This window comes from Nocardia sp. NPDC058499 (assembly GCF_042719915.1).
In the GTDB taxonomy this organism is placed as follows: domain Bacteria; phylum Actinomycetota; class Actinomycetes; order Mycobacteriales; family Mycobacteriaceae; genus Nocardia.
Map to the genome: position 1 here is coordinate 205634 of NZ_JBHXMZ010000003.1, position 20559 is coordinate 226192.

Sequence of the window (20559 nt, forward strand, 5' to 3'; positions counted from 1 at the left end):
GTAACCACGCAGTGCCCCGCTCATGCCCATATACGGGGCGTACAGCGCCGCGCGTAAGGATGCGTGAGTGGACCAGATGACAGATCAGCCGTCCAGCGATTCCACCCCCCAGGATGAAACCGGCGTATCCACGGGTCCGTCCGGAACCGGCAACGGTTCCGGGCCGGTCACGGGTCCGATCGATCTGGTGGAGGCCCAGCCCGAGGCGGTGGACGCCGAACCTCTGCGGGAACGCGGGGCAGGTTCCGGTTTCGTCGTCGTGGCCAACCGGCTTCCGGTGGATCTGGAGAAACTGCCGGACGGCAGCACCCGCTGGAAGCGGAGCCCCGGCGGCCTGGTGACCGCGCTGGAGCCGGTGCTGCGCAGGAACCGCGGCGCCTGGGTGGGGTGGGCCGGAGTGCCGGACGTCGAGGTGGACCCGATCGTCGAAGACGGGCTGGAGTTGCATCCGGTACCGCTGTCGGCGCAGGAGGTCGCCGACTATTACGAGGGCTTCTCCAATGCGACCCTGTGGCCGCTCTACCACGATGTGATCGTCCGCCCGGTGTACAACCGGGCCTGGTGGTCGGCCTATGTGCAGGTGAACCGTCGTTTCGCCGAGGAGACGGCCAAGGTCGCGGCCGAGGGGGCCACGGTCTGGGTGCAGGACTATCAGCTGCAGCTGGTCCCGAAGATGCTGCGGATGCTGCGGCCCGATCTCACCATCGGTTTCTTCCTGCACATCCCGTTCCCGCCGGTCGAACTGTTCATGCAGATGCCGTGGCGCACCGAGATCGTCGAGGGTCTGCTGGGGGCGGATCTGATCGGGTTCCATCTGCCCGGCGGCGCCCAGAATTTCCTGTACCTGGCCCGCCGCCTGGCCGGGCAGCCCACTTCGCGCGGCACGGTCGGGGTGCGGTCGAAGATGGGTGTGGTGCAGGTCGGATTCCGGACGGTGCGGGTGGGCGCCTTCCCGATCTCCATCGACTCCGCGGGGTTGGACGAGCATTCGCGGCGGCGTTCGGTGCGCGAGCGCGCCGCCCAGATCCGCGCGGAACTCGGCAGTCCCAAGCATGTCCTGCTCGGTGTCGACCGCCTCGACTACACCAAGGGCATCGATATCCGGCTCAACGCGCTGGAAGAACTGCTCGCCGAACGCCGGATCGACCCGGCCGACACCGTGATGGTGCAGCTCGCCACGCCGAGCCGCGAACGGGTCGAAAGCTATATCCAGATGCGCGGCGATATCGAACGCCAGGTCGGGCGCATCAACGGCGAGTTCGCCCGGGTCGGCTATCCGGTGGTGCACTATCTGCATCGCCCGATCGCGCGCGAGGAACTCATCGCCTTCTTCGTCGCCGCCGACGTCATGCTGGTGACCCCGCTGCGGGACGGTATGAACCTGGTCGCCAAGGAGTACGTGGCCTGCCACAGCGGCCTCAACGGCACCCTCGTCCTGAGCGAGTTCACCGGCGCGGCCGCCGAACTGCGCCAGTCCTACCTGTGCAACCCGCACGACCTGGACAGCGTGAAGGACGCCATCGTCTCCGCCCTCACCGACGACCGCGAAACCCGCCGCCGCCGTATGCGCGCCCTGCGCCGCCAGGTCCTCGCCCACGATGTCGACCGTTGGGCCCGCGCCTTCCTCGACGCCCTCGCCAAGGGCCAGGTCGCCGGAAAAGCCCTGGTCGCAGACTCGGACGACGACTACACCGAATAGACCCGGCCCACTCCGAGCCCGCGGGCCTGTCCGAGGTGGACCCGCCTCGAACCTGACGTAACCAGCGCCGGCGCCGAGTTCAGCGAGGCCCTGAAAGGTTCTGGCCCGTCCCTGCTGTCAGCGCTCGATGCGATGCGGCGCAGCCGCGAGTGTCGAGCGCTGACAGCAGGGACCTAAGGGGCCAGAACCCCGCGCGCCGAAGGCGCGCCATCCAACACAGCGTGTTCACAGCAAGTACGCAGTGAAGTACCAGGGCGCTGGTTCAGGATGGGGTCATGACTGGTGTGCCGGAGACAGCACCCGAGGCCCGGGTCCTGGTGGTCGACGACGAGGCGATGATCGTCGAGCTGCTGACCGTGAGTTTGCGGTTCCAGGGGTTCGCGGTGGCCTCTGCGTCCGATGGTGCGCAGGCGCTCGATGTGGCGCGCAGTTTCCGGCCGGATGCGCTGATCGTCGATGTGATGATGCCGGGGATGGACGGGTTCGGGCTGCTGCGGCGGTTGCGGGCCGATGGGGTCGATGCGCCGGTGCTGTTCCTGACCGCGCGCGACGATGTACAGGACAAGGTCACCGGGCTGACCTTGGGCGCGGACGACTACGTCACCAAACCGTTCAGCCTGGAAGAGGTGGTGGCCAGGTTGCGGGTGATCCTGCGGCGTGCGGGTGGGGCGGCACCCGAGCGGGAGCGGTCGCGGATCAGGTTCGCCGATATCGAGCTGGACGACGATACCCATGAGGTCTTCAAGGCCGGTGAGCCGGTGGCGCTGTCGCCGACGGAGTTCACTCTGCTGCGGTACTTCATGGTGAACGCGGGAACGGTGCTGAGTAAACCGCGGATTCTGGATCATGTGTGGCGTTACGACTTCGGCGGTGAGGTCGGGGTGGTGGAAACCTATGTCTCCTATCTGCGGAAGAAGGTCGATACCGGGCCGCAGCGGCTGATCCACACCTTGCGCGGGGTCGGTTATGTGATGCGGGAATCACCCGCGGGCCGGTCGTGAGTACCGACGTTGTGCCGGCGGATTCGCCGCCGAAGGGACCGGCCGGGCGGCTCGCCGCGTTACCGCTGCGGGTGACGCTGGTGCTGGCGTTGGTGGCGCTGGCCGCGGTGGGGTTGCTGGCCTCGGGGGTGGCGGTGACGTCCGCGCTGCGGACCACGCTGATCGACCGGGTGGATCAGCAGCTCGAGGAGGCGGCACACAGCTGGGCCCGGCCGGGTGGGCGGCCTCCCGTATTGCTGCCCGGGGAGCCCGGCAAGGAGCGCCCGCCGGTGAAGTTCTACACCCGCGTGCAGGACACCAACGGCCGGCTGTTCCTGCAGGACGATCGCAACGGCGCACCGGATCTACCCGCGGATCTGCAGCCGGGCACGTTCACCACCGGATCGACCGGCGGCGGTTCCGGTGAGTGGCGGGTCCGCTACACCGAGAACGAGTACGGCACCAGTTTGGTCGCGCTGCGGCTGGACGACACCGAGGCGATCGTCGAGCGGCTGGTGGTGCTGCAGGTGGTGATCGGCACGCTGGTGCTGGTGGTGCTGGCGGTGGCCGCGTATTTCGTGATCCGGCGTAGTCTGCGCCGGCTGGAACAGGTGGAGGAGATCGCCGCCGATATCGCGGCCGGTGATCTGCACCGCCGGGTGCCGATGCGCCCGACGAATACCGAGGTGGACCGGCTGGCGCGGTCGTTGAACACCATGCTCGCGCAGATTCAACGGGGTTTCGCCGCGACCGAGGCGTCGGAGGAGGCGGCCCGGCGTTCAGAGGAGAAGATGCGCCGGTTCGTGGCCGACGCCAGCCATGAATTGCGCACCCCGCTGACCACGATCAAAGGTTTCGCCGAGTTGTACCGGCAGGGCGCCACCCGCGATACCGATATGCTGCTCGACCGCATCGAACGGGAATCGAAGCGGATGGGCCTGCTGGTCGAGGATCTGTTGATGCTGGCCCGGGTGGATGCCGAACGGCCGGTGGAGTACGCGCCGGTGGATCTGTTGTCGCTGGCCAGCGATGCGGTACACAGTGCGCGCGCGGTGGCGGCGACGCAGGGCGGTACCCGGCGGTCGATCGAGTTGGAGGTGCGTCCAGGAGCCGGAACCACCGAGGTGCCGGGTGATGCGTCCCGGCTGCGCCAGGTCTTGGCGAATCTGCTGAACAACGCCCTGGTACACACGCCGCCCGATGCGGCGGTGACGGTGCGGCTCACGCCCGGCCCGGACGAGGTGGCGCTGGAGGTCGCCGACACGGGTCCGGGGATGTCGCGCGAGCAGGCCGAGCGGGTTTTCGAGCGGTTCTATCGCGCGGATGATTCCCGGAGCCGGGCCAGTGGTGGGGCCGGACTGGGTTTGTCGATCGTGCAGGCGCTGGTCGCGGCGCACGGCGGCGCTGTGGCGGTGGACAGCGAACCGGGTCGCGGCACCACGTTCAAGGTGCGGCTGCCGCGTGAGTGAGCGGCGGCGGCTTCGGATACGGTCACCTACCGGCCGCCGACTGCTTCGACTAGCCTTCGAGGGATACGCGCGGTTCCTGCGTCGGTTCACCGGAAGTACTGCAGATCCAGCGGTATGCGATCTATCTGCCCGACTACGGCTCCTGGTTCGGATTCTGCGCGCCGATGGCGACACCGCCGCCGACAGGCATTCAACGAAATGCCCCTACCGGTACCGGTGGGGGCATTTCGTAACTCCGCGGAGGAAACCTTGACGGCAACCACCGTCCGTCAGCGGGTCAGATCGGGGTGACGGCGGCGACCAGCCACTGGTCGTCGGATTTGTCCAAGGCGACCCGGACACGGCTGCCGGTGGTGGTGCCCTGGGGGGATTCCTTGCTGGTGGTGACCTGGTTGAGGAACAGCAGTACCTCGGCGTGGGCGCGATCGGCGGAGACCACGCCGCCGGCCTGGGTGGTGGCCTTGACCGTCAGTTCCTTTTCCTTGGCGCCCGGCACGATGGCCTTGTCGATGAGCTGGAGGAAATCGGCACGGAAATCGGGCGCCAGGCTTTCGGCGGCCTTGGGCAATTCCTTTTCCACCGTCTGGTGCTCATAGCTGAAGATGTCCGCTACCGTGCGGCTCGCGGCGGCGACGGCATCGGTGCGCGACTGTTCCGATTGGCGGTAGTCCCAGTACCGGTAGCCGCCGATACCGGCCACGACCGCGGCGGCGACGATCACCACCGCGGTGACGCCGAGCAGGATCTTGTTGCGCAGTTTCATGCCGGTCCTCTCGGCGGGGCGCTTTTCCTCGGTCGTGCTGTGCTCCGCCGGTGCTACCGCTTCCGCGCCCGGCTGCTTCCCGCTCATGCCACGAACTCCACGTCCGAGGCGGTCAGGGTGCCGTCGTCGGCGCGCTGCACGGTCACCCGGAAACGGTAGTGCCGCTGCTGTTCGCCTTCGGCGCCCGCATTGGTGAGGGTTTGTTTGGCGGCCACCAGGATCACCGCGGAGTTCTCGTCGTCGCGTTCCACGGCGGCCTCGACGACCTCACCGGTGGACTGCACTTTCGCCTGTTTCACGATCTCGGCGAACGGATCCACCCGGCCGTCGAACTCGGTTTTGAATTCACCGGAGGCCATGGTGAGGATGCGGTCGATATCCTCTTTGGCCGTATCGGCGCGGATGGTGGTCAGGTTGAGAACCGTCTGGCGTGCGGTCGCCACGTATTCGGCCCGGCGTTCGTCCCGCTGCTCGGTGGATTGGACGGCGATCATCGAGACGACCGCGGCACCGACCAGGCCGATCACCAGTACGGCAGCGGCAGCCAGCGCGACGATCCGCTTCCACGAGCGGGAGCCGCCCTTCGCAGCGGGTTCGGCGCCGGCGGATTCGGTCGCGGTGGATTTCTCCATCGACACGACAGTCGCGCCGGTTTCCTCGGCACCGGAGTCCGATTTCCCGGCGGATTCCGCAGGGGTTCCGGTTTTGCCCAGAGCCACGGTTTCCGCGGCGGACTTGTCGATCCGCACGGTTTCGTCCGTACCTCCCGATTCGGCGGCGGGTGCCGATTCGGTAGCGGTATCGATCCGTTCGGTGACTTCGCCGGACTTCGCCGCCGTGACATCCGCGGGCTTCTCGGCCGCGGTATCCGCAGCCTTGCCCGCGGCGGCGCCGACGACACCGTCGGCGGTCTTGTCCGCAGGGGCCTCGGCGGCCGCCGAATCCGCGGTGACCTGTTCGGTCGCGTCCTCGACCGGTGGACCCGCCGTCCGGCTGGCCCGCCTACGGGTACGGCGGGGGTCCTTGGTCTCGCTCATTTCTGCTGCTCCTCGAACATTGCCTGCCAATCCGCGGGTACGGCGCCCGATCCGCCGGATGCGATATCGCCCTGACGGTAGCTGCGACCATCGGGGCCGGTATAGACCCCGGTGGCCGGATCGTACGAGAGAGCGGCGGCGGGGGTGCTTGCGCCCGAGAAACTAGCAGGTGCCGGGGGTACTCCCGCAACCCCGGGCCCTGTGTCGGGCGCGGCGGCCGGTGCGACGCCGGGCGCCGGGGGTTCGGCCGGGGCCACCGGTTGCGGCGGCCCGAACGGCGGGTTCGTGCCCTCGGGAACGAACCCGGTGCGGCACAGTTCCGGGGTCGGTGCGCGGCGGCCCGGGAATTCCATACACGGAGTGTTGCGGATACCGCGCACCGCGGTGGGGTCGTTCTGCGGAGTCTTGCAATACAGGCCCTCGGGCGTTGGAATCGTGTCGAGCTCGCTCGGACTGCGGCGTTGATCGGGCGGCAGGAAACCGGTGGTGCAGGCCGGCGGATCGTTGAGCACCGTCATGAAGTCGACCAGTGCGCCGTATTCCATGGGACCACGTGTGGCCGTGAGCAGCGCGGCGATCAGCGGCGGGTAGACGACAAGGATCTGTTCCAGGCCGGCGTGGTAGGTGACACCGACCTGTCCCACGCTCACCAGGTTGTTCAGCAGCAGCGGCAGGGTCGGTCGCAGTTCGTCGAACTGCTGGGTGACCCGTTCCATGGCCGCGGGACCGTTGGCGAGAATACTGCGCAGTGCCGGGTCGTGGGCGCGCAGCTGGTCGGTGACGACCGCCAGATCGCGGGTCCACGATCGGATCGCGGCATCCGAGTCGACCTGGGTGTCGAGCAGCGGGCCGATCTGTTCGATCAGCTGTTTGGTCGGCTCGACATTGTCGTTCGCCTCCTGCACCAGCAGGGCCGCGGAGTCGAGGAACCTCTGCAGGTCCGGTCCGGCGCCGTTGAAGGCCCGGAACGCTTCGTCGATGACCTGGCGCAGCCGGGTATCGGCGACGCTGGCCAGCAGCCGGTCGGCCTGGTCCAGCAGGGCGCCGACGTCCTGCGGCAGTTCGGTGCGGTCCACGGGGATCACGCTGCCGTCGTACAGGTTGGCGTCCCCGGGATCGTCCGGCGGGACCAGATCGACGTACTGCTCACCGATCGCCGAAACGCTGCGTACCAGTGCCTTGGAATCGGCCGGGATCTTGTAGTCGCTGTCGACCGACAGCTGGGCTTCCACACCCTCGCTGGTGAGCCGGACTTCGCGGACCACACCGACATTCGTCCCGCGATAGGAGACGTTGGCGTTCTGGTAGAGCCCGCCGGTGGCGGCGAGTTGCAGGGTGACGTCGATACGCCCGATACCGAGCATGGCGGGCACGCCCACATAGGTGCCGCCCATGACGGCCAGGCCGACCACCGTGAGGATGGAGAAGATGATCAGCTGGATGCGGACGAAACGGCTGAGCGTCACGGGCCCTCGCCCCCTTGCGGCTGCCCGGGCAGCGGCACCGTCAGCCCGGGGATGGCGGGCAGGCCGGGGATCGGCGGCAGCCCGGGAATGGTCGGTTGCGGCTGGTCGCCGGGCGCCGGCGCGCCGGGGGGCGGCGCCAGCGGTGTCGTCAGCGGGTTGCCCTGTTCGCCGGCGGGTCCGGCCACCTGGCCGAGTGCGACCTCCACGCCGCCGAACATGCCGCCGAGCCCGGTTCCGGTGAGGAAGTTCGAGTCCAGCCGTTTGCCGGTCATATCGATCGTCATGAACAGGTTCAGGTAGTCGCCCTTGATCGCGTTGTCGAGATTCGTCAACGGGAACGGGAACGAGGCGAGGATTTTCAGCGATTCGGTGAGGTCGCCGCCCGTATCGGCCAGCGTCTGCAGGACCGGGGCGAGATTGGCCAGGTTCGCTTTCAGATCGTCGCCGCTGTTGGCGATCAACCGGTTCACCACATCGCTGAGTTCACCGAGCTTGGTGATGGTGGTGGTGATGTTCTGCCGGCGATCGGCCAGCACGGTCAGCGCGGGATGGATGTCCTCGATCGCCGCTTCCACCACATCGGTCTGCTCGACGAACTGGCCGGAGAGCCGGTCCAGTCCGCTGATCGCGGAGATGATGTCGTCGCGCTGGGCGTTCAGGTTTCCGATCAGGTCGTTCATCTGCGGGAGCAGATCCCGGATCTCCTCCTCGTTGCCGACGAGGGCCGTGTTGAGTTCGCGGGTGATGTTCTCCAGCTGCGAGATACCGCCGCCGTTGAGCACGACCGACAGGGAAGACAGCACCTGTTCGGTGGTCGGGAAGACACCGGCGCGCTCCAGCGGGATCACGTCGCCGTCGGCGAGCTGCCCCTCGGGTGCGATATCGACCGGCGGCGCCAGTTCCACATGGTTGCTGCCGAGCAGACTGGTCTGGCCGATCTTGGCGGTGGCGTTGGCGGGCAGCACCACATCGGGGTTGAGCGAGATCGTCACCAGCGCGTGCCAGTCCTCGACCTCGATATCGGTAACCGCCCCGACCGAGACGTCGTCGACGCGCACCGGCGAATTGCGGGTCAGCGTGGTGACGTTCGGCATCTGGATCTGCACGGTGTACGAACCTTCGCCGGTACCTTCGGTGCCCGGCATCGGCAACGAGTTGAGCCCGTCGTACTGACAGCCCGTGACCGGAAGGGCCAGTGCGAGCCCGACGGCGAGTGTGGCCGCCCGGCGCCGGATACCCGGCGCGAGCAACTTCGGCCGGATGTCCGGCGCCCGCAGCGCGAGTCGGCGCATCATCGTCCTCCTCCGGGCAGGCCGGGAATTTCGGGAAGCGGAATACCCGGGATCGCCAGCCCTGCAACACCGGCGGGAACCGTGACGGGTGCGGGCGCGGGCGCCGCGGGGGGGCCGACCTTCTGCGGATCCACCTTCCCGGGCAGATCCGGGGTGGTGTAGTCCAACTGGTCCGGGAACGCGGTGACACCGGTCGCGGGGTTGGCCATGAGGGGCACGTAGTTCATCGACAGCGAATTGATCACCGGAGCGAGGTATTCGGCGCACAGGTCGGCACTGGTATCGGATTCGGTCTGTTCCAGGGCCCGTACCGAACCGCACAGGAAGCTGATCGGATCGGCGAAGTTGTTCAGCGCGATGGCGCCGGTCAGTGTGCCCTGGGCGGGTTTGTAGATCTGGTAGAAGTTCACCAGCGCGTTCGGCCCGGAGTGCAGCGCCTGTTCCAGTTCCGGTCGTTTGTCGACCAGGATCTGGGTCACGTCGGCCAGCCGCTGGACGCCTTCGGTGAGTTCGGTTCCGCTGCCGTCCAGGAAGCGCTTCACATCGGCCAGCGCCAGATCCAGATTGTCCAGGCCGGCGCCCAGATCCTCGGAGACCCCGGCGAGGACGGATGATACGGACGCCAGCCGCCCGCCGAACTGCACGATCTGCTCGTTGCTCTTGGAGAGCACATCCACGAACTTCTGCAGATTGCGGATCGTGCCGAAGAGGTCGGTGCGTCCGTCCGACAGTGTGGTCAGGGTGGCCGACAGTTCCCGCAGGGTGGTGCGGAACGCTTCGCCGTTACCGTCGAGGTTGTCCGCAGCGGTGTCGACGAAGCGGCCGAAGGAGCCCTGGGGGTCGTCGCCGACCGGGCCGAGCGCTGTGGAGAGCTTGTGGAGTTCGGTCTTGATGTCGTCCCATTCCACCGGGACGGCGGTCCGTTCGATGGGAATCTCCGCGCCGTCGCCCAGCGTGTCCCCACCCGTGTAGGCGGGGGCGATCTGGATGAAGCGGGCGGAGACCAGCGACGGCGCGATGATCACGGCCCGCGCGTCGGCGGGCAGGTCGACGCTGCCGTCGACCGTCATGGTCACCTTCGCCTGCTCTTTACCGGGTTCGATGGAATCGATCTTGCCGATGGGCACGCCCAGCACTCGCACATCGTCACCGGGGTAGATACCCGTGGTGGAGGTGAAGTACGCGGTGATCTCGTTTTTGGTGAGCTGGTTGTACGCCAGGTAGCCGCCGGTGGCGACCAGCGCGATCACCACCACCCCGGCGACGATCCCCACCCATTTCTTCGGCAGTGCGCGAAGTGTGTCCTTGACCGTACTCATCGCGGCGGCTCCTGTGCGGACGGGCCGATCTTGGGACCGGGTTCGAGCAGATAGGCGCGCAGCGATTCGGGCACGTGCTGCGGCCAGACCAGCGCGTCCACCAGCGGATGCAGGGTTTCACTGCTGGCGTTGACGACATATGCCTGGAAGTACGGGCCGCTGCCGACCTGTTCACCCAGCGCCGCGGCGAACGGGCCGAGGCCGTCGAGCGCCGCGACGATGTTGTCCCGGTTGCGCTCCAGCAGGTCGAGCACCGAGTTGAGTTTGTCCAGTGCCGGTTTGAGCTGGGCTTCGTTGTCGTGGACGAGTCCGGACAACTGCTGGGCCAGCGAGTTGACGTAGGTGATCATCTGGCTGATCGCGGTGCGTCGCCGGTCCAGTTCGCCGAGCAACTGATTCCCGTCGACCAGGAGCGCGTTGATCGCGTCGGCCCGGTCGGCCAGGATCTTGGTGACATTCTGCGCGCGGGACAGCAGATCCGACAGCGCCTGGTCGCGGGCGTTGATGGTGCGCGACAGTGCGGTCACCCCGTCGAGCGCCGAACGCAGCGGTGCCGGAGTATCGGCGAAGGCCGCCGACAGTTCGTCCAGCGTCTGGTTCACCTTCTGCAGATCCAGATCCTGCACGGTCTGGCCGAGGTCGCCGAGCGCCTCGTTCAGCGAGTACGGCGACGTGGTGCGTGCGACCGGAATGGTTTCGGTGACCGTCAAGGTCCCGTCGCCGTCCGGGTTCACCGCCAGCGATTTCCGGCCGAGGACGGTATTGGTCTTGATCGCGGCGGAGGTCTTGTCGCCCAGTGCGATCGAATCGTCGACGCTGAACCGGACCAGTACTTGGTCGCCGTCGAGGCTCACTTCCTCGACGCGGCCGGATTTCACCCCGGCGACCTCCACATCGTCACCGGTCACGAGCCCGCCGGCATCGGCGAAATGCGCGGTGTACACGGCGCCGCCGCGGATGAACGGCAGGCGTTCGAACTGCAGCGCCGACAGCGCCACCGCGACCGCCAGCACCAATCCGACGACGCCGATGGTTACCGCGCGTGATTGCTCCTTCATTCGCTCGCGCACCTTCCGGTCGTCTGCTCACCGGGCATTTCGATCAGCAGGGGCTTACCGTCCGGGCCGTCGACCAGGAAGTTGGCCGAGCAGACATAGATGTTGAGGAACGAACCGTAGGAACCGATGCGGTTCAGCATCTTGTAGGCCCCCGGTAGTTCGTCGAGGACGTACTGCACGGTGTCCGAACCATTGTCGAGATTCGTGGCCAGCCGGCCGGTCTGGGCGATGGTCGCGGCCAGGTCGGGACGGGCTTGCACCAGGAGGTCGTTCGTCGCACGTGTGGCATCGGCAATCCGCGGTAGCGCGGCGCCGATGGGGTCGCGGTCCTCGGCGAGACCGCTGACCAGCCGGCGCAGTTCGTCGATCGTGGTGGCGAACTGGTCGCCGCGGTCGTCGAGTGTTTTCAGCACCGAGTTCAGGTTGTTGATCACGCTGCCGATCAGCGCGTCCCGGTCGGCGAGGGTTTTGGTGAACGAGCCGCTGCTGTTGAGCAGTTCGACGAGCGTGCCGCCCTGGCCTTGGAAGATCTGCAGCAGCGCGTTGGTCAGGTCGTTGACCTGTGCCGGGTCCAGTCCGCGTAGCAGTGGCTTGAAACCACCCAGCAGCATATCGAGGTCGAGGGCCGGCGCGGTCTTGTCCAGGCCGATGGTGCCGCCCTCATGCAGGGTGGTCGCCTCTCCCGGGCCTTCGAGCAGCTCCAGGTAGCGATCGCCGACCAGGTTCTCGTACCGGATCGTGGCCTTGGTGCTGGTGAGCAGCCGGTACTTGGTATCGACATCGAATTCGACGTGCGCATGGTATTCGTCGTCGACCTTCACCGACGAGACCGAGCCGACCGGCACCCCGGCGATCCGCACCTTGTCCCCGGGCAGCATGCCCGAGGCGCTGGTGAAGACGGCGTGGTAGCCGTTCTGACTGGAGAAGCGCACCTGGGAGAAGACGATCGCCAAACCGGCGAAGACCAGTGTCATCACCAGGGTGAAGATGGTGAGCTTGACTGTAGTTGCGGTGTTTTTCATGGCTTGCTCACCCCCGGGAGCCCACCGAACAGGACCTGGAACACAGAGGGAGCGTTGAGATTCAGCTTGGTGGAGGGAATGTAGGGATGCCCTTCGGAGGTATCGGTGACGACATAGTCGGCATGGCTGCCGGGTACGCGGTCGGTTGTCCCGGCGCATCGCGGTCCACCCGTGGCATTCACCTTCGGCAGGTCGTTCGGATAGGTGTAGGCCGGCGTGCCGTACATGAAACCGGTGTTCAGAGCCACGCCTTCCTGTAGGCCGCCGAAGATTGCCTCACCGATCGGCATTGCCTGGGCCGCGCCGCCGATGAGGCAGGCCAGCGCTGGCTTGTACTCGTCGAGCAGTTCTGTGGTCGGTCGCAGCAGATCCAGGGCAGTGCCGAGCTGTGCCTCGTTCTCGTGCAGGACCGCGCCGGTGGTGTCGGCGAGACCGGTGAGATTGGCCAGCAGCGCGTCGACATCCGATTCGGCTTCGGCGATGGTGCGGGTGCTCACCGTCGCATTGTCGACGGTCCGCAGCAGATCCCCGGAGACATCCGCGTACAGGTTGCCCACGGCCGCGGTGGCCTGCAGGTCGCGCTGCAGGGTCGGCATCATGGGGTTGATCTCGTGGAGCAGCGAATTGCTGTTCACCAGCAGCTGGCCGAGGGATTCACCGCGACCTTGCAGTGCGGTGCCCAGCGCGGTGAGCGTCGCGCTCAGTTTCTCCGGTTCCACCTGGGCCAGTACATCACTGAGATGCTGGAATATCGTGTTGAACTCGACGGTGACCTTATCGGTCGACAGCCGGGCACCCGGTTGCAGCGATTGCTCCTGCGGCTCCTGCGGGATCACGAAGTTGATGTACTTGGCACCGAACACCGTGGTCGACCGGATATCGACCGTGGCATTGGCGGGAACCAGACTCAGCTTGTCGGGATCCAGGGCCAGGCGCAGATCGGTACCGTCGTCGGTGGTTTCCAGCGCGGCGACCCGGCCGATCTGCACACCGCGCACTTTCACCTTGGCGTCCGGGTCCAGCACCAGACCGCTACGCGGGGCCGCCACGGTCACAGTGACACTGGGTGTGAAACCGCCGAAGAACATCGTCAAGGAGACGAACACCGCCGCCACCACGGCCAGGACCATAGCGCCGCCGGCCAGTTTGAACCCATATTTCTTCTGAAAACCGACCCACCCGTTCACCGGGCGCAGCGGCGCCGTGGGTTCGCCGGGATCCTGGACGCCGCCCGTAGCGCCGGGATTACGTCCGAGTTGATTGCTGTCCGATCGCATCATTTCAGTCATGGCGCCTATCCGGAAAGGTTGAAGTTGCCGGAGGTGCCGTAGAGGGCCAGGGAGATCAGCAGGGTCACCGAGACCACCGCGATCAGCGAGGTACGCACCGCATTACCCACGGCGATACCGACCCCTACCGGGCCGCCCTTCGCCGTGAAGCCGTAATACGTATGGATCATCATCACCGCCAACGCCATGACAATGGCCTGAACGAACGACCACAGAATGTCGCTCGGGATGAGGAAGGTGGAGAAGTAGTGGTCGTACACGCCGGCCGACTGCCCGTAGATGACGACGGTGGCGAACCGGCTGGCGATGAAGGAGGCGATCACGGCCAGCGAATACAGCGGCACGATCGCGATCATCCCGGCGAGCACCCGAGTTCCCACCAGGTACGGCATCGGCCGGATCGCCATGGATTCGAGCGCATCGATCTCCTCGGCGACCCGCATCGCGCCCAGCTGCGCGGTGGAACCCGCGCCGATGGTCGCGGCGAGGCCGATTCCGGAGATGACCGGGGCCGCGATCCGGACATTGAGGAATGCGGCGAAGAAGCCGGTCAGCGCCTCGACGCCGATATTGCCGAGAGAGCTGTAGCCCTGGACGGCGATGGTGGCGCCGGAGAACAGGGTCAAGAAGCCGACGATCACCACGGTGCCGCCGATAACCGCCAGGGCACCCGTACCCATGCTGATCTCGGCGATGAGGCGGACGGTCTCGGTGCGATAGTGCACCAGCGCGCGCGGCATGGAGCCGATCGCGCGGCCGTAGAACACGGCCTGTTTGCCGAGATCGTCGAACGAATTCGAGAACCTGCGGACGCGCCGCACCACCCTGGGGAAGCGGGATTGGATGATCACCGAGGCCGACATCGCGTCACCGCACCGAGAACTTGAGACCGACCGCCGTAACGACGACGTTCACCACGAACAGCGCCATGAAGGCGAAAACCACTGTCTGGTTCACCGCGTCACCGACACTCTTGGGACCACCTTTGACATTCAAACCCAGGTAGCAGGCCACCAATCCGGCGATCAGACCGAAAAGGCCGGCCTTGACTTCGGAAATGATCAGCTCCGGAAGATTTGTCAGCAGCGTGATGCCGTTGACGAATGCCCCCGGATTCACGTCCTGCAGAAATACCGAGAAAAGGAAGCCGCCGACGATACCGATGGTGCAGACCAGGCTGTTCAGCATCAGGGCGACGAACATCGAGGCCAGCACCCGGGGTACCACCAGCCGGTGGATGGGATCGATACCGAGCACCTTCATGGCGTCGATTTCTTCCCGGATGGTGCGGGCGCCGAGATCCGCGCAGATGGCGGTGGCGCCGGCGCCGGCGACGATGAGCACCGTGACGATCGGCCCGACCTGGGTCACCGCGCCGAAGGCCGCACCGGCACCACTGAGGTCCGCGGCGCCGATTTCGCGCAGCAGAATATTCAGGACGAATACGACGAGCACGGTGAACGGTATGGCGACCAGAACGGTCGGCAAGATCGATACCCGCGCCACGAACCACGATTGGTCGATGAATTCGCGCAGTTGGAAAGGTCGCCGCAGACTCGCCCGGGCCACCGCCGCGGTGAGTTCGAAGAATCCGCCGACGGCCCGCAATGGCACGGCAAGGACGTCGTTCACTGTGGATCCTCCTTGCCTGACTGGTCCCGCTGGCGGCCGATGGGGTTGCACCCCGGGACTCGCCCCGCTAAGTAGAACACGTTCATTTCCTATTTGGGGCCATTTTGAGGCTTGTGAACTGTTGACTCGTAACAATCCCAGACAGCGAGACTGCAACACGTTTCATACGCCTTGGGCATCATTGTGTGAGGCCGGGCACAGTACGACGACCCATTGTTTACCAATGACTGGACGGTTGTACAACTCTTACCGGCCGGGTCGCGCGAAGAAATCGCGTATCCCGGCCCGGCAGAATCTGCTCAACCGAGTTCGTGCAGCGCCGTTGCAGAGAAGGTACGGCCTTCGTCGCGTCCGGCGAAGTAACCGGTCAGCGTGGTGGCCAGATCGTCATCAGACCATTGCGCACCCGTCGCATCGAAACGCTGCTCGACCTCCGGCGCCGCCATCAACGCGACCATCGGTCCGTAGACCACGAAAACCTGCCCGTTCACCCGGTCGGCAGCCGGGGAGGCGAGGTAGGCCACCAGGCGCGCCACATGGTCGGGCGACAGCGGATCCACCTCGTCCTCGGGCGCAGCGCTGAAGACCTGTTCGGTCATAGCGGTACGCGCGCGCGGGCAGATCGCGTTCGCACGGACACCCACCCGCTCCAGGGCCCGGGAAGCCGACAAGGTCAGTGCGGTGATTCCGGCCTTGGCCGCCGCGTAGTTGGCCTGCCCCGCAGGCCCGAGGAGACCCGCCTCGGAAGAGGTGTTGACGATCCGGCCGTACACCGGGGCGCCGGCTTCCTTCGACCGCGCGCGCCAGTAGGAACCCGCATTGCGGGTCAGCAGGAAATGCCCGCGCAGATGTACCGACAGGACCGCGTCCCAGTCCTCGTCGGACAGGTTGAACAGCATCTTGTCGCGGGTGATGCCCGCGTTGTTGACCACGATGTCCAGGCCGCCGAAGGACTCGTCGGCGGCGGTGATCAACGCGTCGGCGGTGGACCGCTCGGCGACACTGCCCGCGACGAACTCCGCTTTGGCACCGAGGGCCCGGATCTGCTCCAGCGTCTCGGTTACGGCGTCGGACTCGGCGAGGTCGTTGACCACCACCGAGGCCCCGGCTCCGGCCAGAGCGAGCGCTTCGGCCTTACCCAGGCCCGCACCCGCTCCGGTCACGATCGCAACTCGCCCGGCAAGGCTGGTATCTGTATCGCTCACCGGGCCGACTCTAGAACGTGTTCTTATTCACGGCAAGAGCAGATTCACAGCAAACGCAAAGCCGCTTTCGGACATTGCGCAACCGCGTCCGCGACTGCCGTCTCCTGATCGGGCGCCACCTCGCCCTCGGCGACGTGCAGCATGTCCTCGTCATCGAGTTCAAACACGTCGGGAGCGATTCCCGCGCAGATTCCGTTTGCTTCGCACTGATCGAAGTCAACGCTGACCTTCATCGAAACTCCTTTTCCCGCCCGATGGCGCAAGCCTAACAAGCGAGGTTCGCGCGGGCGGGCTACATGGGCTGATTACCTTTCAATACTGGAACATGTTTCAGCGCATATGCAATGATCGGAGCCAGGTATCGGAGATCCATTCCGCGCTCCACGAGGCCGAGCGCGGCACGATCCCACGTCCAGGCACATCTCCAACCCGCAGAACGAAGGCTCGAGGTACCGCCATGCGCATTGCGTATACCCCGGAACACGACCAGCTACGCGCCGAGTTGCGCGATTACTTCGCGCGTCTGATCACCCCGGAACGGCGGGCTGCTCTCAGCGCGCAGACCGGCGAATACGGCGAAGGAAATGTGTACCGTGAGGTCGTCGCCGAGATGGGCCGCGACGGCTGGCTCGCACTGGGCTGGCCCGAGGAGTACGGCGGCCAGAACCGGCCCATGCTGGACCAGCTGATCTTCACCGACGAGGCCGCCATCGCCGGCGCCCCGGTGCCGTTCCTGACCATCAACTCGGTCGCGCCGACGATCATGCACTACGGCAGCGAGGAGCAGAAGAAATTCTTCCTCCCCAAGATCGCCGCCGGTGAACTGCACTTCGCCATCGGCTACTCCGAGCCCGGCGCCGGTACCGATCTGGCCTCGCTGCGCACCACCGCCGTCCGCGACGGCGACGATTACGTGATCAACGGCCAGAAGATGTGGACCAGCCTCATCGCCTACGCCGACTACGTCTGGCTGGCCGTGCGCACCGACCCCGCCGCCAAGAAACACAAGGGCATCAGCATGCTGATCGTGCCCACCACCGCCGAAGGTTTCTCCTGGACCCCGGTGCACACCATGGCCGGCCCCGATACCAGCGCCACCTACTACCAGGATGTGCGCGTCCCGGTGACCTCCCTGGTCGGCCCGGAGAACGGCGGCTGGCCGCTGGTCACCAACCAGCTCAACCACGAGCGGGTCGCGCTGACCTCCGCCGCCGCCCTGCAGCTGGCCGTGGCGCAGACGACAGCATGGGCGAAGGAGACGAAGGCCGCCGACGGGTCACGGGTGTTCGACCGCGAATGGGTTCAGCTGAACCTGGCCCGCGTGCACGCCAAGGTCGAATACCTCAAGCTCATGAACTGGGAGATCGCCAGCCGGGCCGATGCCGGCGGCGACGCCGCACCCCGGCCGTGGGACGCCTCGGCGTGCAAGGTGTACGGCACCGAACTGTCCACCGAGGCCTACCGGCTGCTCATGGAGGTGCTCGGGCCGCAGGCGGCGCTGCGCCAGGACTCCCCCGGTTCGGTACTGCGCGGACGGTTGGAGCGGATGCACCGCTCCGCACTGATCCTCACCTTCGGTGGCGGAACCAACGAGGTACAGCGCGACATCATCGCCATGACCGCGCTGAAGCAGCCCGCCTCCGCCCGCTGACCTCCTCGCCCGATTCCAGAAGTAGGTAGTTCACCATGGATTTCACTCCCACCGAAGCCCAGCTGGACCTGGCCCGGCTCACCGGCGAGGTCTGCGAGAAACTGGTCACCGCCGACCGGCTGCGCGAACTGGACGGCGGCACCGCCAAATTCGACGAACCGCTGTGGAAATCGCTCGCCGAGACCGGGGTGCTGGCGGCCGCGCTGCCCGAGGAAATCGGCGGTAGCGGTTTCGGCACGCTGGAACAGACCGCGATCCTGCGCGAACTCGGAAAGTCCGTGGCGGCCGTCCCCTATCTGTGGTCGATCGCGCTCGGCGCGGGCGCGCTGGCCCGGTTCGGTTCCGCACCTCAGCGCGAACTCGCCGCCGCGGCCGCCGCCGGTACGTCGATTCTCACCGTCGCCGTGGCCGAGGAGCACAACTGGGATCCGGCCCGGCCCACCACCACTGCCGCCGAATCCGACGGTAACTGGCAGGTGACCGGCGTGAAAACCACCGTCCCCGTCGCCGACCGCGCCGCCCGCATCCTGGTGCCTGCCTCGGTGTCGGGTCAGCCGGCCGTTTTCCTGGTCGATCCGGCGCATGAATCCGTCACCGTGACCGCGCAGCAGGTCACCGACCGCAGTGCGGAATCGCTGGTCGAATTCGCCGGCGCCCCCGCCGAACTGCTCGGCACCGTGGCCGACGGCGCACAGATCCTGGCCTGGCTACTCGACCGCGCCTGGCTCGGCCTGGCCGCGCAGCAGCTGGGCACCCTGGAACGCTCGCTCGAGCTGGTCGCCGGTTACGGCCGCGAACGTGAACAGTTCGGCCGCGCCGTCGGCAGCTTCCAGGCCGTGGCCCAGCGCCTCTCCGACGCCTACATCAGCGTCCAGGGCCTGCGCCTCACCACCACCCAGGCCGCCTGGCAGCTCAGCGAAGACCTCGACGCCACCGGCGCCATCCACACCGCGAAGTTCTGGGCCGCCGAAGCCGGCCACCAGGTGGCGCACACGCTGGTCCATGTACACGGTGGGGTCGGGATCGACCGCGACCACATCGTGCACAACTACTTCACCGCAGCCAAACACAACGAATTCGCCCTCGGCGGAGCAACCAGCCACCTGCTCCCCCTGGCCGAGTTCGTTCCCGAAACCGCCTAGGGTCCGCGCGCTGGTCGGCGGAGTTTCCGCTGACCAGCCCGGAGGGAGCATGCCGACGGTCGCACAGTTCGACGGAGTGCTCGGTGTTCAGCGAAGGCGCGACCCCGTCCTCGCGAATGTGGCGCCCACACAACGGTGCCGGCCGGCGCCGAACGGGCTCCAGGTGGAGGGGCGCGGAAAAGGAGTAGTCGCTTCCTGTCCGGGTACAGATGCGGACCAGCGGTGGAACGTCGTAGCGGCGCAACCGGAAACCGCGGCCCGCGCCGGTTCACCGTTCCTCTGGATATGGCGACAAGGCGATCGGATCGCACCGATCAGTGGAAACGGACCTCGGGGTGGGCCGGATCCGGTGCATCGAGGAGCGGCTGCGGGATGCCGCGCAGGTGGAGGTCGACGAAGGCGGTGACGTATCGCCGGGTCAGATCCATCGCGCGGTTGCCGTCGATTGTCGTGTCCGGGACCTGGTAACCGAGTGCCGCGGCGATCGGCGCGTAGTCGGTGAAGGACGAATGTGACGTGCCGTCGACCGTCACCCAGCGTTTCCAACCGTGGAACGCATCGTAGGCGGTACCCCATCGGGCACCGGACTTTCCGTCGGGTGCGTGGCCCGGTGCGCCCATCATCAGGAACGGCCGGTCGACAGCGCGGCCGTAGGGCGCGGCGGGGAACGTTCCGTCCAGGTTGAATCCGGCGCTGATCCTGCCGTCCTCGGCGAGTGCGTACGGCGCGGTGAACCCACCCGCGGAATGACCGCCCATGGCTATCCGGGACAGATCGATCGGCAGGCGGCCGGTCAGTTCGTCGAGGACGAAGGACACGTCCTGTGCACGGCTACGCGCGACCGAAACGGCGTCCAGACGCCCCACGCACGCCTCGCATTCGGTGATGCGGCCATCCGGGAAGGTCACGGCGGAGGCCTCATATGTGTGGTCGATACCGAGCACGAGATAGCCGCGAGCGGCCAGTTCCTCGGCGAGGCCGGTGAGCGATGCCCGCGGCATGGTGAAGCCGGGCGAAAGCACGACCGTGGGCAGCGGGTGTCCCCACCGCGGCGCGTCCACATAGGCGTGCGTTCGTATCTTGCTGAGCGAGTCCGGTGCGAAGCCCGCCAATCCCAGCGAAGCGAGGATCAGCGCCGATTCCTCCGGTGTGGCATAGGGGTCCGGCCGGCCGATAGGTGCCAGTGCGGGATACCAGGCGGAGACCATCAATTCGCGGTCGCGATCCGGCATCCACGGGTCGGGCCGATCGTCGACGAGGTGGAACTCCTGAACACCGACCGGGAATGGGCCGGTCGGGGGCGGCAGCGCCACACCGAGATCGGACCCCGAGGTGATGGGCGCGGCCGTCGCGGGTGCGGTGGCCGCCGCCCCCAGCGCTACCGCGAGAATCGCTGCGAAGGCGAGGAAACGAGTGATACCCACGGACTCACTTTCGATCGGGACGATCACGTCCCGCCGAGTTTCGCAGACGGTTGTACTGACTGCATCAGGTGAATCCCCCAAATCTCGCCCCGGGGCCGATGAATCGGACAG

At 66.7% G+C, this 20559-nt stretch carries 18 protein-coding genes; 5 read left to right on the top strand and 13 right to left on the bottom strand.

The window, feature by feature from the left end; translation table 11 throughout:
• Window positions 1–76 precede the first annotated feature (76 nt).
• The 3 genes from ACFWPH_RS11070 to ACFWPH_RS11080 all read left to right on the top strand — a co-directional run bounded on the left by ACFWPH_RS11070 (window position 77) and on the right by ACFWPH_RS11080 (window position 4148).
• Window positions 77–1699, top strand: coding sequence for a trehalose-6-phosphate synthase (locus ACFWPH_RS11070; protein WP_378750642.1), 1623 nt, complete (start codon window positions 77–79; stop codon window positions 1697–1699).
• Window positions 1700–1974: 275 nt separating this feature from the next.
• Window positions 1975–2700 (top strand): response regulator transcription factor, encoded by a 726-nt coding sequence (locus ACFWPH_RS11075; RefSeq protein ID WP_378749855.1) that lies wholly within the window; start codon window positions 1975–1977, stop codon window positions 2698–2700.
• A gap of 11 nt (window positions 2701–2711) precedes the next feature.
• On the top strand, window positions 2712–4148 hold the full coding sequence (locus ACFWPH_RS11080; RefSeq protein WP_378750644.1) for a sensor histidine kinase: 1437 nt from the start codon (window positions 2712–2714) through the stop codon (window positions 4146–4148).
• A 277-nt stretch (window positions 4149–4425) separates the two neighbouring features.
• Here ACFWPH_RS11080 and ACFWPH_RS11085 read toward each other — a convergent pair whose 3' ends face one another.
• The 12 genes from ACFWPH_RS11085 to ACFWPH_RS11140 all read right to left on the bottom strand — a co-directional run bounded on the left by ACFWPH_RS11085 (window position 4426) and on the right by ACFWPH_RS11140 (window position 16464).
• Complete coding sequence (locus ACFWPH_RS11085) at window positions 4426–4998, bottom strand: h domain protein (protein WP_378749857.1); 573 nt, start codon at window positions 4996–4998, stop codon at window positions 4426–4428.
• Window positions 4995–5948: a hypothetical protein gene (locus ACFWPH_RS11090; protein WP_378749859.1), complete on the bottom strand. Its 954-nt coding sequence runs from the start codon at window positions 5946–5948 to the stop codon at window positions 4995–4997. The genes ACFWPH_RS11085 and ACFWPH_RS11090 overlap by 4 nt, the downstream gene beginning before the upstream one ends.
• Window positions 5945–7414, bottom strand: a complete 1470-nt coding sequence (locus tag ACFWPH_RS11095; RefSeq protein WP_378749861.1) for an MCE family protein — start codon at window positions 7412–7414, stop codon at window positions 5945–5947. Before ACFWPH_RS11095 ends, ACFWPH_RS11090 begins: the two co-directional genes overlap by 4 nt.
• Window positions 7411–8706, bottom strand: coding sequence for an MCE family protein (locus tag ACFWPH_RS11100; protein WP_378750646.1), 1296 nt, complete (start codon window positions 8704–8706; stop codon window positions 7411–7413). Before ACFWPH_RS11100 ends, ACFWPH_RS11095 begins: the two co-directional genes overlap by 4 nt.
• Window positions 8706–10025 (bottom strand): MCE family protein, encoded by a 1320-nt coding sequence (locus ACFWPH_RS11105; protein ID WP_378749863.1) that lies wholly within the window; start codon window positions 10023–10025, stop codon window positions 8706–8708. Before ACFWPH_RS11105 ends, ACFWPH_RS11100 begins: the two co-directional genes overlap by 1 nt.
• Entirely contained in the window at window positions 10022–11083 is a 1062-nt protein-coding gene (locus ACFWPH_RS11110; protein ID WP_378749865.1) for an MCE family protein, read from the bottom strand. Before ACFWPH_RS11110 ends, ACFWPH_RS11105 begins: the two co-directional genes overlap by 4 nt.
• Window positions 11080–12105, bottom strand: a complete 1026-nt coding sequence (locus ACFWPH_RS11115) for an MCE family protein (protein ID WP_378749867.1) — start codon at window positions 12103–12105, stop codon at window positions 11080–11082. The genes ACFWPH_RS11110 and ACFWPH_RS11115 overlap by 4 nt, the downstream gene beginning before the upstream one ends.
• On the bottom strand, window positions 12102–13235 hold the full coding sequence (locus tag ACFWPH_RS11120; protein WP_378750648.1) for an MCE family protein: 1134 nt from the start codon (window positions 13233–13235) through the stop codon (window positions 12102–12104). Before ACFWPH_RS11120 ends, ACFWPH_RS11115 begins: the two co-directional genes overlap by 4 nt.
• A gap of 164 nt (window positions 13236–13399) precedes the next feature.
• Window positions 13400–14257: an MlaE family ABC transporter permease gene (locus tag ACFWPH_RS11125; protein WP_378749869.1), complete on the bottom strand. Its 858-nt coding sequence runs from the start codon at window positions 14255–14257 to the stop codon at window positions 13400–13402.
• Between the two features lie 4 nt (window positions 14258–14261).
• Window positions 14262–15026, bottom strand: a complete 765-nt coding sequence (locus ACFWPH_RS11130; RefSeq protein WP_033244067.1) for an ABC transporter permease — start codon at window positions 15024–15026, stop codon at window positions 14262–14264.
• A gap of 299 nt (window positions 15027–15325) precedes the next feature.
• On the bottom strand, window positions 15326–16231 hold the full coding sequence (locus ACFWPH_RS11135) for a 3-oxoacyl-ACP reductase (protein ID WP_378749871.1): 906 nt from the start codon (window positions 16229–16231) through the stop codon (window positions 15326–15328).
• Between the two features lie 44 nt (window positions 16232–16275).
• Window positions 16276–16464 carry a ferredoxin gene (locus ACFWPH_RS11140; protein WP_378749873.1) on the bottom strand — a complete coding sequence of 63 codons (189 nt, stop codon included), beginning with the start codon at window positions 16462–16464 and terminating at the stop codon, window positions 16276–16278.
• Window positions 16465–16688: 224 nt separating this feature from the next.
• Between ACFWPH_RS11140 and ACFWPH_RS11145 the strand changes: the two genes are divergently transcribed.
• Together ACFWPH_RS11145 and ACFWPH_RS11150 are read left to right on the top strand one after the other, a co-directional pair.
• Window positions 16689–17882 carry an acyl-CoA dehydrogenase family protein gene (locus ACFWPH_RS11145; RefSeq protein WP_378749875.1) on the top strand — a complete coding sequence of 398 codons (1194 nt, stop codon included), beginning with the start codon at window positions 16689–16691 and terminating at the stop codon, window positions 17880–17882.
• Between the two features lie 35 nt (window positions 17883–17917).
• Complete coding sequence (locus tag ACFWPH_RS11150; RefSeq protein ID WP_378749877.1) at window positions 17918–19024, top strand: acyl-CoA dehydrogenase family protein; 1107 nt, start codon at window positions 17918–17920, stop codon at window positions 19022–19024.
• A 314-nt stretch (window positions 19025–19338) separates the two neighbouring features.
• Here ACFWPH_RS11150 and ACFWPH_RS11155 read toward each other — a convergent pair whose 3' ends face one another.
• The gene (locus tag ACFWPH_RS11155) at window positions 19339–20448 is read right to left on the bottom strand and encodes an alpha/beta hydrolase family protein (protein WP_378749879.1); all 1110 of its coding nucleotides are present in this window, start codon (window positions 20446–20448) and stop codon (window positions 19339–19341) included.
• Window positions 20449–20559 lie beyond the last annotated feature (111 nt).

Bases quoted from the DNA above. Each gene is read 5' to 3' on its own strand.
- ACFWPH_RS11090 (WP_378749859.1), bottom strand. From the start codon at position 5,948: ATGAGCGAGACCAAGGACCCCCGCCGTACCCGTAGGCGGGCCAGCCGG.
- ACFWPH_RS11075 (WP_378749855.1), top strand. From the start codon at position 1,975: ATGACTGGTGTGCCGGAGACAGCACCCGAGGCCCGGGTCCTGGTGGTC.
- ACFWPH_RS11125 (WP_378749869.1), bottom strand. From the start codon at position 14,257: ATGTCGGCCTCGGTGATCATCCAATCCCGCTTCCCCAGGGTGGTGCGG.
- ACFWPH_RS11110 (WP_378749865.1), bottom strand. From the start codon at position 11,083: ATGAAGGAGCAATCACGCGCGGTAACCATCGGCGTCGTCGGATTGGTG.
- ACFWPH_RS11070 (WP_378750642.1), top strand. From the start codon at position 77: ATGACAGATCAGCCGTCCAGCGATTCCACCCCCCAGGATGAAACCGGC.
- ACFWPH_RS11145 (WP_378749875.1), top strand. From the start codon at position 16,689: ATGCGCATTGCGTATACCCCGGAACACGACCAGCTACGCGCCGAGTTG.
- ACFWPH_RS11105 (WP_378749863.1), bottom strand. From the start codon at position 10,025: ATGAGTACGGTCAAGGACACACTTCGCGCACTGCCGAAGAAATGGGTG.
- ACFWPH_RS11150 (WP_378749877.1), top strand. From the start codon at position 17,918: ATGGATTTCACTCCCACCGAAGCCCAGCTGGACCTGGCCCGGCTCACC.
- ACFWPH_RS11085 (WP_378749857.1), bottom strand. From the start codon at position 4,998: ATGAGCGGGAAGCAGCCGGGCGCGGAAGCGGTAGCACCGGCGGAGCAC.
- ACFWPH_RS11120 (WP_378750648.1), bottom strand. From the start codon at position 13,235: ATGGTCCTGGCCGTGGTGGCGGCGGTGTTCGTCTCCTTGACGATGTTC.
- ACFWPH_RS11100 (WP_378750646.1), bottom strand. From the start codon at position 8,706: ATGCGCCGACTCGCGCTGCGGGCGCCGGACATCCGGCCGAAGTTGCTC.
- ACFWPH_RS11140 (WP_378749873.1), bottom strand. From the start codon at position 16,464: ATGAAGGTCAGCGTTGACTTCGATCAGTGCGAAGCAAACGGAATCTGC.
- ACFWPH_RS11115 (WP_378749867.1), bottom strand. From the start codon at position 12,105: ATGAAAAACACCGCAACTACAGTCAAGCTCACCATCTTCACCCTGGTG.